A 13,658-nucleotide genomic window follows, 5' to 3' on the forward strand; every position below is an offset into this window, starting at 1 on the left:
GAACGATCGTGGCAACCCAATTGCTCCTGGGCGGTGCGGTGTACTCACCCGCCGCGCCCGACGCGACCGCGATGGCCGTCACCGATGGCACCGTCGTCTGGGTCGGGACCGACGACGTCGGACGCGCACTGCACCCCGATGCCGAGATCGTGGACCTCGACGGAATGTTCGTCAGCCCCGGCTTCGTCGACTCGCACGTTCACCTGACCTCGACCGGCCTCGGTCTCGACGGTTTGACCCTCAACGAGGCGTCGAGTCGCACGCACTGTCTGCGGCTGGTCGAGAAGGCGGTCGCCGCCGGCTCCGACGCCGAGTCGGGTGAGCTCCTCTGGGGTCTGGGTTGGGACGACTCGACCTGGCAGGGACCCGAGGAGGCCGACGGTCGGTATCCGACGACCACCGAGCTCGACGCCATCGTCGGAAACCGGCCGGTCTACCTCGCGCGGGTCGACGAGCATTCCGCGGTGGCGTCCACGGCATTGCGCCGCCTCATCCCGGATCTTGCCGACGCCGTCGGCCATCACCCCGAGGACCCGCTCGTCGCAGAGGCCCACCATCTGGTCCGCGGTGCCGCCCGACTGCTCGTGACCGCCGCCCACCGGGAACGCGCCCAGCGTCGCGCGCTCGATCTCGCCGCGGCCCACGGGGTCGTCGCCGTGCACGAGAACGGCGGACCGGACATCAGCGGCATGGACGATTTCCTCGCACTCGGCGAGCTCGACCATCCCGTCGAGATCCGGCGCTACTGGGGCCAGGCCGTCTCCGACCCCGACCACGCCCGCGAGCTGATGTCGATCACCCGCGCCGACGCGCTCGGCGGTGACCTGTTCATCGACGGGGCGATCGGATCCCACACCGCCTGGCTGTCGGAGCCCTACACCGACGATCCCCACACCTGCGGCATCAACTACCTCGACGCCACCCAGATCCGGGATCACCTGCGTGCGTGCACGCTCGCCGGCATCCAGGCGGGTTTCCATGTCATCGGCGACGCGGCCACCGGCGTCGTCGTCACAGCCCTGACCGAACTCGCCGAGGAGCTCGGCACCCCGGCACTCGCACGCTGCGCGCATCGGCTGGAGCACGCGGAGATGGTCACCGCGCAGGACGCCGCCGTTCTCGCTCGCTGCGGTGTCATCGCCAGCATGCAACCGCTCTTCGACGCCGAGTGGGGAGGCCCGGGCGACCTGTACGACGCGCGGCTCGGCCCGGCCCGGGCGGCTACCCTGAACGATTTCGCCATGCTCGCGAAAACCGGTGTCGCCCTGTCATTCTCGTCGGATGCGCCGGTCACGGCCATCGATCCGTGGTCGACGATCCGGGCTGCGGTGCATCACCACCAGCCGACCAACGCGATCTCCGCACGCGGCGCCTTCGCGGCGACGACGCGGGGCGGCTGGCGTGCGGGCGGTGTCAACGACGGCGTCACCGGCACACTCACGCCCGGTGCGCCCGCCAGCTACGCGATCTGGGAGGTCGACGACCTCGTGGTGGCCGGCTCCCATGAGAAGGTCCAGCGCTGGTCCACCGACCCTCGCTCCCGTGTGCCCGCACTGCCGGACGTCTCGCTCGGCGCGGCACTGCCACGCTGCGTGCGCACCGTGCATCGCGGGCGGGTTCTCCACGACCGGGACGCCGGATGACCTTCTCCTCGAGGTGGCTCGTCCGTAGCGGCACCGCGGTCGTGGCCGGCCTGGCGATGTGGGCCGCCTTCCCGCCGCGCAACTGGTGGTTCCTGGCCGTCGTCGGACTCGGTCTGTTGTTCGCCGCCCTGTTCGTCGGTTCTCCGCGCATCCGCACGGGAGGCTGGGTCGGGTTCGTCTTCGGTCTCGCGTTCTTCGTGCCGCTGCTGCCGTGGATCGGCGTCTACGTCGGGCCCCTGCCCTGGTTGGCCCTGGCGGTGGTGCTGTCGGTGTATCTCGCGGTGTTCGGGGCCATCGCAACGCTCACGATGCGGCTGCCCGTTCCGCCGGTGTGGTTCACGCTGTCGTGGGTGCTCGTCGAAGCACTGCGATCCGCGTTCCCGTTCGGCGGATTCCCCTGGGGCAGGGCGGCGTTCAGTCAGGTGGACGGTCCGCTGCTGCCCCTCGCCTCGGTCCTGGGCGCGCCCGGGCTCTCCGCCGGGGTCGCGTTGTTCGGATCGTCGGTCGTCTGGCTGGTCGTGATCCTCGTCCGCGCGTACCGGCGCGCTCCGGGCATCGATGCCCCCACCGAGTCCGTCGACCCACCGCGGGCGGGGGAGGGCTCGTCGGGGGTCGTGCGGGTCGCCACGCTCGCGGTCGCCATCGCGCTCCTGGCCCCGATGGCTGCGATCGCCCTGACCCCGGCCACCGTGGACCGCAACATCGCGACGTCGTCGGCCCGTATCGGCGCGGTGCAGGGCAACGTCCCGCGACTCGGTCTCGATTTCAACGCTCAGCGACGCGCAGTCCTCGACAACCATGTGCGCGCCACACTCGCCTACGGCAAGGCCATCGACGCCGGTCGCACCAATCAGCCCGATTTCGTTCTGTGGCCCGAGAACGCGTCGGACATCTCGCCGCTGGACAACGCCGACGCGGCCGCGGAGATCACCGCGGCGTCCGAGGCGGTCGACGCGCCGATCCTGGTCGGCACGCTGATCCGCAACCCCGACGGCCGACCCACCAATTCGGTGTTGGTGTGGGACGGCCGCCAGGGGCCGGTCGACCGTTACGACAAACACATCGTCCAGCCGTTCGGCGAATACCTGCCGTGGCGGTCGTTCTTCCGGCTCTTCTCGTCGTACGCCGACATGGCGGGCGACTTCCGCCCGGGTACCGGGCCGGCAGTGGTCGAGGTGCCGGGACGTTCCGGCGAGGTCACCGTCGGGGTCGCCACGTGCTGGGAGATCGCTTTCGATCGCGCGGCCCGACAGTCGGTGCGCGAAGGCGCGCAGATGCTGTTCGTGCCGACCAACAACGCGACCTTCGGGCGCACCGAGATGACCTACCAGCAGTTGGCCATGTCACAGGTGCGTGCCGTCGAGCACGGCCGGTCGGTCGTCGTGGCCGCCACCAGCGGTGTGAGCGCGATCATCAACCCGGACGGATCGATCACCCGACAGTCCGGCGTGTTCACCGCCGATGTCCTCACCGCGCGACTTCCGCTGCACGGCGACACGACCGTCGCGACCCGTCTGGGCCCGTGGCCGGAGGTCGTGGCGATCGTCGCGGCACTGGCCGGGCTTTTGTTTGCGCTGCGCTCGCGTACTAGGTTCTCACTCAGACCACGTACGGCCGCCGCACCGGCGACCGGGACAACGAAGGAGCTCGATGGCATCGGGGATTGACGCCACGGCAGGGCAGCGGCTGCCCGACGACCCGCCGCAACGCGTGGTCGGTGGAGACGGTACGGGCGCGCTGGTCGTCGTACCGACGTTCAACGAGCGCGACAACCTGCCGCTCATCGTCGCGCGTCTGCAAGATGTGCTGCCCGGTGCCCATGTGCTGGTCGTCGACGACTCGAGCCCGGACGGGACCGGCGAGATCGCCGACGGACTGGCGCGCGCGGACGAGACCGAACGGGTGCACGTCCTCCACCGGGTGGAGAAGGACGGCCTCGGCAAGGCCTACCTGGCAGGCTTCGCCTGGGGACTCGGCCGCGACTACTCGGTCATCGTCGAGATGGATGCCGACGGCAGCCACGCCCCCGAGCAGCTGCACCGTCTGTTCGACGCCATCAACGACGGCGCGGACCTCGTCATCGGCTCCCGATACGTGCCGGGGGGCAAGCTCGTCAACTGGCCCAAGCGGAGGGAGTTCCTCTCCCGCGGCGCCAACACCTATGCCCGGCTCGCGCTCGGCGCCCGCGTGCACGACATCACCGCAGGCTTCCGCGCGTATCGGCGCATCGTCCTGGAGAAGATCGAACTCGACTCCGTCGAGTCGGCCGGCTACTGCTTCCAGATCGATCTCGCCTGGCGCACCGTGCGCGCCGGATTCGACGTACGCGAAGTGCCCATCACGTTCACCGAGCGCGAGATCGGCGTCTCCAAGATGAGCGGGGGCGTGATGTCGGAGGCGTTCACGATGGTCGCCCGCTGGGGTGTGCAGAGCCGACTCGAACGCTGGGGCCTCGTCAACTCCCGGTAGCGTCCGGCATAACCCGGACACGGGTTGGAACGGGCCCAGACAAGAATCGACCCGGCAGGAACTCCTGCCGGGTCGATGCCTTTGCGGGCGACGGTGTCAGTTGGTGATGCCCTTGCGACGCTGCTTGAGCAGGTCGAGCCGCTCGTTCAGCAGCACCTCGAGCTCTTCCTCGCTGCGTCGTTCGAGCAGCATGTCCCAGTGCGTGCGCGGCGGCTTGGTCTTCTTCTCCTCGGGCTCGGCGCCCTCGAGGATGGTGCCCTCCATACCGTTCTTGCACGGCCACTTCGACGGGACCTCCGCGTCATCGGCGAACGGCACATCGAAGATCTCGCCGTTGTCGGTGCGGTACTGGACGATGCGTCGTGGCGCGAGGTCGTGGTCGCGATCGGTCTCGTAGCTCACCGCGCCGAGGCGGCTACCCCGAAGTACTCGATCTGCCATGAAAGGATTCCTCTCAGCTTCGTCGGATTTCTCGGTCTGCCGGGAAATCTCTGTTGCTTCCTCCGCGTGCGTCGGAACGCACGACTGAGTCGTCAACAGAGACATTCTACGCGCTTTCGTGCGCGACATCGCCATCGGCGACGTTCCGTGTTGTCGCGCGGCTCCGGTCAGGGGGTTGCGCGGTACGGTCTCGGTGTGGAACCTGGCTCCCCTCACCGCCGTAGGCCATACGCGTGCGCCTGGTGCGGCCGCACGATGGTCGACTCCGAACTGGGGCGTCGGCGCAAGTATTGCAAGCGTTCCTGCAGGCAGCGCGCGTACGAACAGAGAACGCTGCTGGAGGGCACATCCATTCCCGCCGACGCCGTCATCCTCTCGTCGGCGGAGGCGGCCGACTTCGGGGACCGGATGTTCGCACTGCGCTGCGCCGCCGAGGACCTCGGGACGGCGGTGTCCGAACGCGCCGACCACGACGTCCTCGCCGGTCTGGCCGAGACACTTCTCGACCTCGCCCGTGATGCCGAGAAGCTCCGATGATCGCGCGGATCTTCGGCCCGTCGCTGGTCGTCACCCTGATCGCGATGGCGATCGCCTACCTCTACCTCGGCTGGACCGGACTCGCCCTGTGCGCGATCCTCGGCGTCCTCGAGGTGTCGCTGTCCTTCGACAACGCCGTCATCAACGCGACGATCCTGGAACGGATGAGCGCGTTCTGGCAGCGCATGTTCCTCACGGTCGGCGTGCTCATCGCCGTCTTCGGCATGCGTCTGCTGTTCCCGCTGCTCATCGTCTGGGTGACCGGGAACCTCAACCCCGTCGAGGCGCTCGACCTCGCGATGAACCCGCCGCCGGAAGACCAGACACACTTCGCCGACGGGCAGCCGAGCTACGAGACGATCCTGACCGACGCCCACCCACAGATCGCCGCCTTCGGTGGGATGTTCCTCCTGCTGCTGTTCCTGAACTTCGTCCTCACCGAACGGCGGATGACGTGGCTGACCTGGCTGGAACGCCCCCTGGCCACGCTCGGAAAACTCGACCAGCTGGCAGTCGTCCTCGCCGCGGGGGCCTTGGTGCTCGCCGCCGAGTACCTCGCCCCCGACGAGATCCGCGCCACGGTCCTGATCGCCGGGATCCTCGGCATGATCACCTACCTCACGGTCGACGGACTGAGCGCGCTGTTCATGTCGGATGCCCCCGAGGGCACCGAGGGCGGAGACGACGCCGGTGGAGGTGAGGGTTCGGATGCCGGTGAACGGACACAGTCGGGCCGGGCCGGGCCGACTCCCGTCACGGTCGCGACCGGAAAGGCCGGGTTCTTCCTGTTCCTCTACCTCGAGGTACTCGATGCGTCGTTCTCCTTCGACGGGGTCATCGGCGCGTTCGCGATCACCTCGGACCCGATCATCATCGCGCTCGGGCTGGGCTTCATCGGCGCGATGTTCGTGCGATCGATCACCATCTACCTGGTCCGTAAGGGAACGCTGGGGGAGTACCGGTACCTGGAGCACGGTGCGCATTGGGCGATCGGTGCCCTGGCCGTGATCCTGCTGATCAGCATCGAGGTCGAGATCAACGAGGTCATCACCGGGCTCGTCGGCGTGGCCTTCATCGGAGCGTCGCTGGCGAGCAGCATTCACGCGAATCGGCGGGATGCGCGAGCTCGGCAGGACAACCGGGTCGGCGTCTGAGGACCCCGCTAACCCGCGGCTGCCGAACCCGAGATGAACGTCGGCGGGATGTTTGGAATCACTCTGCGCTGCCGCCTGTTTTCTGTCGTCCGACCGGTGTACAAATAACGGCGTCGGTGACGTGCATCACCGCGGTGGCCACAGCCAGACGGGTCCGCGACAGCACGTCCGGGTAGTAGGTCGGAAACGCAGATTCGGTGGTGTTCATGGACAGCAAGCAGCAGCAGATGATCCGGTTCGAGACGGACTGGTATCCGCTGGGAGGTGGCTCCTCGCGACAGATCGTCGAGGAGTTCGGCCTGACCGATCGAGACTTCTTCTCGGAGGTCAACCGACTGGTCGACGCCGACCCGCCCGCAGCACTGAGCGCTGCCGAGCTCCGCCGCATGCGTGAGGTCATCCGTCGTCGGCTGTGGATGGCACGCTGACGCCTGCCACGCCGAGTTCGGCCGATCACCGGCGCGGGGGATAATCGGGCGGTGCCCTTCTCCGACGACGATCTCGAATCGTTCTACCGCGAGATCGAGGCACGCACCGCATCGCAGAATCAGCCGCGGCGCAGACGCCGTGGGGGCGTCGACTACCCGGCCTGCCCAACGCCCGACAAGCTGCCGTTCGCCTCGCCCGCGGACGCGCGGGACGGCATCGATCGCCTCCGGCGGCACCTCGTTGGCACCGCCCCGGACCTCCGGTACTACGAATGCAGTTGTGGGGCTTGGCACATCACCAGTTCGGCGCAACTGATCCACCGTCGGGTCCCGCCGCCGTCTGTGCGGCGTCGGAAGGGTAAGAAGAAGCGGTGACTCCTGCGTCTTCCGGGCCCCTCGTCCTCGTCGACCTCGTGTGTGCCGAGCCGGCGTCGTCGGCCGCTGCGTACCGACGGCTCCTGGGCCGGCCGGTGGTCGTGTCGCCCGCCGATGGAGACCAACGATCCGGCGTGACGGTCGGCAACACCGCACTCCACCTCGGGCCCACTGCACGGGAATCGTCGGAAATGCGCACCGCGCACGACGTGTACTTCACCGTCGATGACGTCGCGGCCTTCGGGCGTCTGCTCAGGCGCCGCAACCATCCGGTGAGCACCTCACCGCTCGGACTGATCGCCGACCGGCCTCGACTCGGGGTGACCGGTCGACAGGCTCCGGCCGAGACCGGTGGGGATCTCACCGGACTCGACCACCTCGTGTTCACCTGCGACGACCGCGATGCCGCGGTCGCACTGTTCGCGGGCACCTTCGATCTCGACTTTCGGCTCGATCAGCAGATCGCCCCGAGCGCGACGGTCGCAGACAGTCGTCAGCTGTTCTTCCGGCGCGACGACCTGATCGTCGAGGTGGTCGCCACCCCGAACCCGCAGTCGGCCACCGAGCCGTCGGTCGTGCTGTGGGGTGTGGCGTGGCGTTCGAGTGATGTCGACGCCTCCCACGCGCGCCTGACCGAGGCGGGGTCGACCTGAGCGAAGTACGTACCGGTCGCAAGAAGGGCACCCGTATCTTCACGGTGCGCGACCGCGACCTTGCCACCCGCACGGTGGTCATCGGACCCGTCGACTGACGGTCCGGCCCCCTCGTCACCCTCGATCGATTCCGAACGCCCCGAACCCGAAAACCGGCAAACGGTGGGTTTTCGTACCCTGCTGCGCTAATCTGACTACAAATGTTGTCGAAATACACTCTGCCGAGAACGACGTTGGGGGCACCATGACCGCGGTACACGAAGAACCGACAGCGACCGATCTCACTGCTGCCGAACCGGACGCGCCGGTCGCCGAGAAGACCGCACCCGCCGAGCCGCTGCTGAATCATCGGGACGACGAGATCGAGCTGATCCCGCCGGAGTCGCTCACCGCAAAGCTCACCGGCATGTACACCTTCCTGCCGATCAACGGTGCGGCTTTCGTCATGCAGGTGATGCACCCGGTCATCGGCGACGTGGTCGGCAAGTACTCGGTCTTCCGCACCGACCCCGTCGGACGGGCCATCCGGTCGGCCGACTCGGTGCTCCGCTGGACCTACGGGGGCCAGGAGGCGCTCGAGGAGGGCAAACGCCTGCGCAAGCTCCATCAGCCGCTGCAGATGCGAAATGCCGAGGGCAAGCACATCAGCGCGCTGAATCCCGAGGCGTATGCCTGGGTCATCGCCACGGCGTTTCCCACGATCGAGACCGCGGCGCCACTGGTTCTCGGCCGTCACTTCACCCTCGACGAACGCAAAGAACTCCTGCGCGACAACCGCCGGATCGCCAAGATCGTCCAGGTGCCGATGAAGGGTTACCCGGAGACTCTCGAGGAGTTCGACGAGTACTTCGACGATTTCATCGAGAACAAGCTGGTCCGCCACCCCGTCGCGCTGGAACTGATCGACCAGATGCGCGCGGCCCCCGTTATCCCGAAGTCGGTGCCCAAGGCGCTGCGTCCCGCGGTCAAGAAGGTGGCAGCCACCGCATCGGTGCCGTTCCAGAACTTCAACTACCTCACCACCGTCGGCGTGATGGACCCTCGCGTCCGCGAGATCCTCGGGCTGACCTGGACCGACGCCGAACAACGTCATCTCGAGCGGATTCATCGCAACCTGCGGTTCGCCTACCGCACGCTTCCCGAGCGGCTGACCTACTTCCCGCTCGCGTATCACGCGCGTCGCCACCACGACGCGATCCAGGCCATGAAGGTGCGCGAGCAGGCCAGCGCCGCCTACCAGTACTCGTCGACGAAGGGCTGATCGCGCCGCGTCACAACATTCTTCGTCGGGTTGGTCACGTCGTCGGGGGCGCGACCAACCCGACGACGTGTTCCCCGATCGCCATCGACGACGTGATTCCGGGGGACTCGATGCCGAAGAGGTTGACCAACCCGTCGACACCGTGCGTCTCCGGTCCCGCGATGACGAAGTCGCCCGGGGGTTCGCCCCGGCCGGTGACCTTGGGACGAACCCCCGCGTAGGCCGGAACCAGGGCGTCCGTGGGCATCTCGGGCCAGTAGGTGCGAATGGCGTGTTCGAATGCCTGCACCCGTGAGGTGTCGACGGAGTGGTCGATGGCGTCGGGCGAGCTTGTCTCGTCGAGCCATTCCACATCGGGACCGAATCTGGCCGCGCCGGTGAGGTCCATCGTGAAGTGCACTCCGAGGCCACCGTCGGACGGCACGGGGTAGATCAGGTGGCGGAAGGGCGCGGGCGCGCCGGACAAGCCGAAGTAGTTGCCTTTGGCCAGCCTGCGCGGCGGGATGGGGCCGTCGAATCCGGCGAGCGACCGGGCAACGTCCCACGCGCCGAGCCCGGCGCAGTTGACGAGGATGCGACCGGTCGCGTCGCCGTTGGTGGTCTCCACGGTGAACCCATCGCGATCGACACGACCGCCGATCACCCTGCTGCGCAACGCGATCGCACCCCCGGCGGCTTCGAGATCGCGCCGGAACGCGCGCACGATGCCGTCGACGTCGACGATGCCCGTCGCCGGCGAGAACAGTGCGCCGGCACCAGCCACGGCCGGTTCCCGCTCCCGTAGTTCCGCGGGCCCGATGTGTCGGAGGCCGCTGACCCCGTTGGTGGTGCCCAGACGCATCAAGTGGTTGAGATGATCGACTTGCGCGTCGTCGGTGGCCACGATCAGTTTGCCGGGTTGCCTGCGCTTCACGCCGTGGTCGTCGCAGTATCGCGTCAGCAGTTCGCGGCCGTGCACGCAGAAGCGAGCCTTCAGGCTGCCCCGGGGATAGTAGATCCCAGCGTGGAGAACTTCGGAGCTCCTCGATGTCGTCTGTGTGCCAACGGTTTCCGCGGCCTCCAGCACGACGACCTCGAGCCCCCGCAGTGCGTGGGCTCGTGCGACGGCGAGACCCACGATGCCGCCACCCACGACGAGGCAGTCGGTCTTGGTCACGGGTGGTCCTCTCGAATCACGGCACGAACGGCGTCGGGGTTTCTGGGACTGGAGCCAAGCTATCCGAGAATGTGCGGTGCCGTGCGGCAGACTGGGGTGATGCGGCATTCAGATGTTCTCGCGATCGTGCAGGCCGGTGGGCGTGGCTCCCGGATGGAGGTGCTGACGGATCGGCGGGCCAAGCCGGCACTCCCGTTCGCCGGGAACTATCAGCTCATCGACTTTCCGTTGTCGAATCTGCACCACAGTCACATCGACGATGTGTGGCTGTGCGTGCAGTACGAGGCGGAGACGATCGCCGAGCTCGTCGCCGGCGGGCGTCCGTGGGACCTGGATCGCACGAGCGGCGGGCTGCGAATCGTGATGCCCGAGGAGACCGACGCACCGGAGACCGAGGACGGATTCGCCACCGGTAACGCCGATCTGCTGTACCGCATCCGCCACCGGATCGCCGATCAGCGGCCCGCCGAGGTGATCGTGATGAGTGCCGACCACGTCTACGACTTCGACTTCCGGGACGCCATCGAGACCCACCGCCGCCGTGAGGCCGAGTGCACCGTCGTCACCACCACTTGTCCCCTCGATGAAGCGACGCAGCACGCCACGGTGACGAGTCGTCGGGACGGCACGGTCCGCGAGTTCCGGTACAAGCCGGACCGTGCGACCACACGCACGATCGCCACCGAGATCTTCGTCTACGACCCAGCGGTCCTCATCGAGGGCCTGGAGTATCTGGCGAGCCAGACGTCGGCCGGGACAGCCGACGACGACACGGGCCTCGGCGATTTCGGCGAGCATCTCCTGCCATGGTTCGTCGATCGTGGCAAGACGGTGGCGCATGCGATGCCCGGTTACTGGATCGACGCGGGTCGGCCGGAGACGTATCTGCAGGCGCACCGCGACCTGATCGCCGGGTCGCTCGACGTCTTCCGGACCGACCGGCCGATCCTCACCCGGCAGCCCCAACGCCCGGCCGCACGGGTGGAGTCGGGCGCGGTCATCGAAGACAGTCTGGTCAGCAGTGGTGCGCACATCCGTGGGACCGTTCGTCGCAGCGTTCTCGGGCCCGGCGTCGTCGTGGAGAAGGGTGCGGTCGTCGCCGACTCGGTCGTCTTCGCCGACGCGGTCATCGGTGCGGGTGCGTCGATCGCGTGGTCGGTGCTCGATGAGCGGGTGCGCGTGGGGCCGGGTGCGACGGTGGGCGGACACCCCCGCACGCGGCCGGTGCCGACGGAGAAGATCACGCTCGTCGGCATGGACACCCAGATCCAGCGGAACGCCCGCGTCGCACTCGGTGATCGCGTCGAGCCGGGCCGGCGGATCCGTTGACGGGTACCGAAATCGGTACCGGCGCCGGGAGCGGAGCGAGCGGGCCGAGTGACACCGGCGCCGGCAGCGCAGCGAGCATCCTCGAGACCGCGCGGCTGTGGCGGGACCACGACCCCGACCCCGACACCCGTGCGCGGCTCACCGAACTGATCGACGCCGCAGCAGGCGGCGACCCCGGTGCCGTCGCCGACCTCGGGTCGCGTTTCCAGGGGCCCCTGACTTTCGGGACCGCCGGTCTGCGCGGCGAGGTCGGCGCGGGGGAGAGCCGCATGAACGTCGCGGTCGTCACCCGCGCCACGGCGGGTCTCGCCCGGTACCTCGGCGACACCGTCGGACACGACGCTCGTGTCGTGGTCGGCTGCGATGCCCGGCACGGTTCCGACGCCTTCTTCGACGCCACCACGGAAGTGCTTGCCGCTCAGGGCTTCACCGTGTTCGCGCTACCGCGGCGACTGCCGACGCCGCTGACGGCCTACGCCACCCGCGCACTCGACTGCGATGCGGGCGTGATGATCACCGCGTCGCACAATCCGCCTGCCGACAACGGGTACAAGGTCTACCTCGGTGGCCGGGCCACCGACGAGTCGGGTCGGGGCGTGCAGATCATCTCTCCCGCCGACGCCGACATCGCGGACCGGATAGCGCAGGCGCCTGCCGCGGACGAGGTCCCCCGGGATCGCGACGCGGTCATCGACGCCGGCGACGACATCGTGCGGGACTACATCCTCCGCACCGCGGGTCTGCGTGCCGGCTCCGGAGCCTGCCCGGTCCGCGTCGTGCTGACGCCGCTGCACGGCGTCGGCGGAACGCTGGCCCGTGAGGTTCTGCGATCCGCCGGGATCGACGACGTCCACACCGTCGCAGCGCAATTCGCTCCCGACCCGGACTTTCCGACCGTCGCGTTCCCGAACCCGGAAGAGCCGGGCGCCCTCGACCTCGCGCTCGACCTCGCCCGGGACGTGCGCGCCGACGTCGTGATCGCTCTCGATCCCGACGCGGACCGGTGTTCGGTCGCGACGCCCGCCGGCGACAACGGGTGGCGGCAGCTCACCGGTGACGAGATCGGATGGTTGCTGGGGGAGCAGGCCGCACAGGACCCGACGCGCGACGGCGACACACTCGCGTGCTCGGTCGTGTCGAGCCGGCTGCTGGAAAAGATCGCCGCCCATCACGATCTGCGGTTCGCGGCCACACTCACCGGTTTCAAGTGGATCGCACGAACCCCGGGATTGCGCTTCGGATACGAGGAGGCCATCGGTTACTGCACCGATCCGCAGAGCGTTCGTGACAAGGACGGGATCGGGGCGATGGTCCGCGTCATCGACCTCGTCGAGTCCCTGGCCCGGGACGGCCGCACCCTCACCGACGCACTCGACGCGCTGGCACGTCGGCACGGACTCCACGCCACCGCGCCGATGAGCATCCGGGTCGAGGACACCGGCCGGATCGCGTCGATGATGCGTCGGCTCCGGACCGCGGAGATCGGCGACCTCGCCGGTTCGCCGGTCGTCGAGATCGTCGATCTGGCTTCGGGTTCGGGCGATCTTCCGCCCACGGACGCGATGGTGGTCCGCACCGCTGCCGACGACCGGGTGATCGTGCGGCCGTCGGGCACCGAACCGAAACTGAAGTGCTATCTCGAGGTGGTTCTCGACTGTCCGGACGGTGCGATACCGCACGACGAGGCGGCACGACGCCTCGAGATGCTGTCCACCGATGTCGCCGCTTTGCTCGGAGTCTGAGGGGGAGCGGCACTACGATCGGTGTGTGCCACGCACCGACTCCGACCAGCGCCTACGGGATCTGACCCTACTCCGGCAGGTTCGCGACCGCATCGATCGCGAGTACGCCCAGCCGCTCGACGTCGAGGCGCTCGCGCGCGGGGTCAACATGTCCGCGGGGCATCTGAGCCGCAAGTTCCGCCAGACCTACGGCGAATCCCCGTACTCGTATCTGATGACCCGCCGCATCGAACGTGCGATGACCCTGCTGCGCCGCGGTGATCTCAGTGTCACCGAGGTCTGTTTCGAGGTCGGATGTTCGTCGCTGGGAACTTTCAGCACACGCTTCACCGAGCTCGTCGGGGTGCCGCCGACGGTCTACCGCGAGCAGTCCGCCGATGCCACGGACGGGATTCCGGCGTGTCTGGCGAAGAACATCACGAGACCGATCAGGAATCGAGAAGCACAGCGTCGCTGACACTGCCTAGCCT

15 protein-coding genes are annotated in these 13,658 nt (G+C 68.3%); 12 read left to right on the top strand and 3 right to left on the bottom strand.

All coding sequences use genetic code 11. The features are described 5' to 3' along the window. Nucleotides 1-8 precede the first annotated feature (8 nt). Genes MAY35_RS03920 through MAY35_RS03930 form a run of 3 tightly spaced genes read left to right on the top strand, consistent with a single transcriptional unit; the run spans nt 9 to nt 4,112 of the window. Nucleotides 9-1,643, top strand: coding sequence for an amidohydrolase (locus tag MAY35_RS03920; protein WP_238419444.1), 1,635 nt, complete (start codon nt 9-11; stop codon nt 1,641-1,643). Next, entirely contained in the window at nt 1,640-3,310 is a 1,671-nt protein-coding gene (lnt, locus tag MAY35_RS03925; protein WP_238419445.1) for an apolipoprotein N-acyltransferase, read from the top strand. Before MAY35_RS03920 ends, lnt begins: the two co-directional genes overlap by 4 nt. After that, on the top strand, nt 3,294-4,112 hold the full coding sequence (locus MAY35_RS03930; protein WP_238419446.1) for a polyprenol monophosphomannose synthase: 819 nt from the start codon (nt 3,294-3,296) through the stop codon (nt 4,110-4,112). The genes lnt and MAY35_RS03930 overlap by 17 nt, the downstream gene beginning before the upstream one ends. 96 nt (nt 4,113-4,208) lie before the next feature. Here MAY35_RS03930 and MAY35_RS03935 read toward each other — a convergent pair whose 3' ends face one another. Further along, the gene (locus tag MAY35_RS03935) at nt 4,209-4,553 is read right to left on the bottom strand and encodes an RNA polymerase-binding protein RbpA (protein WP_058250448.1); all 345 of its coding nucleotides are present in this window, start codon (nt 4,551-4,553) and stop codon (nt 4,209-4,211) included. A 255-nt stretch (nt 4,554-4,808) separates the two neighbouring features. Between MAY35_RS03935 and MAY35_RS03940 the strand changes: the two genes are divergently transcribed. Together MAY35_RS03940 and MAY35_RS03945 are read left to right on the top strand one after the other, a co-directional pair. Further along, nucleotides 4,809-5,090: a hypothetical protein gene (locus MAY35_RS03940; RefSeq protein WP_238419447.1), complete on the top strand. Its 282-nt coding sequence runs from the start codon at nt 4,809-4,811 to the stop codon at nt 5,088-5,090. Next, complete coding sequence (locus MAY35_RS03945; RefSeq protein ID WP_238419449.1) at nt 5,087-6,244, top strand: DUF475 domain-containing protein; 1,158 nt, start codon at nt 5,087-5,089, stop codon at nt 6,242-6,244. Before MAY35_RS03940 ends, MAY35_RS03945 begins: the two co-directional genes overlap by 4 nt. A 58-nt stretch (nt 6,245-6,302) precedes the next feature. Here MAY35_RS03945 and MAY35_RS03950 read toward each other — a convergent pair whose 3' ends face one another. Further along, nucleotides 6,303-6,452: a hypothetical protein gene (locus MAY35_RS03950; RefSeq protein WP_238419450.1), complete on the bottom strand. Its 150-nt coding sequence runs from the start codon at nt 6,450-6,452 to the stop codon at nt 6,303-6,305. On the opposite strand from MAY35_RS03950, the gene MAY35_RS03955 reads away from it, so the two are divergent. The 4 genes from MAY35_RS03955 (at nt 6,451) to MAY35_RS03970 (ending at nt 8,961) form a co-directional block, all read left to right on the top strand. Continuing rightward, complete coding sequence (locus MAY35_RS03955; protein ID WP_238419451.1) at nt 6,451-6,672, top strand: DUF3263 domain-containing protein; 222 nt, start codon at nt 6,451-6,453, stop codon at nt 6,670-6,672. The genes MAY35_RS03950 and MAY35_RS03955 overlap by 2 nt on opposite strands. 51 nt (nt 6,673-6,723) lie before the next feature. Further along, on the top strand, nt 6,724-7,047 hold the full coding sequence (locus tag MAY35_RS03960) for a hypothetical protein (protein WP_238419452.1): 324 nt from the start codon (nt 6,724-6,726) through the stop codon (nt 7,045-7,047). Beyond that, complete coding sequence (locus tag MAY35_RS03965) at nt 7,044-7,700, top strand: VOC family protein (RefSeq protein ID WP_308192433.1); 657 nt, start codon at nt 7,044-7,046, stop codon at nt 7,698-7,700. Before MAY35_RS03960 ends, MAY35_RS03965 begins: the two co-directional genes overlap by 4 nt. A gap of 244 nt (nt 7,701-7,944) precedes the next feature. Beyond that, nucleotides 7,945-8,961 (top strand): oxygenase MpaB family protein, encoded by a 1,017-nt coding sequence (locus MAY35_RS03970; protein WP_238419453.1) that lies wholly within the window; start codon nt 7,945-7,947, stop codon nt 8,959-8,961. A 34-nt stretch (nt 8,962-8,995) separates the two neighbouring features. On the opposite strand, the gene MAY35_RS03975 is transcribed toward MAY35_RS03970, so the two are convergent. Further along, on the bottom strand, nt 8,996-10,117 hold the full coding sequence (locus MAY35_RS03975) for an NAD(P)/FAD-dependent oxidoreductase (RefSeq protein ID WP_238419454.1): 1,122 nt from the start codon (nt 10,115-10,117) through the stop codon (nt 8,996-8,998). A 99-nt stretch (nt 10,118-10,216) separates the two neighbouring features. Between MAY35_RS03975 and MAY35_RS03980 the strand changes: the two genes are divergently transcribed. The 3 genes from MAY35_RS03980 to MAY35_RS03990 all read left to right on the top strand — a co-directional run bounded on the left by MAY35_RS03980 (nt 10,217) and on the right by MAY35_RS03990 (nt 13,645). Then, on the top strand, nt 10,217-11,446 hold the full coding sequence (locus tag MAY35_RS03980) for a glucose-1-phosphate adenylyltransferase family protein (protein ID WP_238419456.1): 1,230 nt from the start codon (nt 10,217-10,219) through the stop codon (nt 11,444-11,446). Between the two features lie 77 nt (nt 11,447-11,523). Further along, a complete protein-coding gene (locus tag MAY35_RS03985) occupies nt 11,524-13,188 on the top strand; it encodes a phospho-sugar mutase (RefSeq protein WP_238419799.1) in 1,665 nt (554 codons plus the stop codon). A 25-nt stretch (nt 13,189-13,213) separates the two neighbouring features. Next, a complete protein-coding gene (locus tag MAY35_RS03990; protein WP_238419458.1) occupies nt 13,214-13,645 on the top strand; it encodes a helix-turn-helix transcriptional regulator in 432 nt (143 codons plus the stop codon). The last annotated feature ends 13 nt before the right edge of the window (nt 13,646-13,658 follow it).

This window comes from Gordonia sp. 'Campus' (genome assembly GCF_022206305.1).
Classification (GTDB): Bacteria; Actinomycetota; Actinomycetes; order Mycobacteriales; family Mycobacteriaceae; genus Gordonia.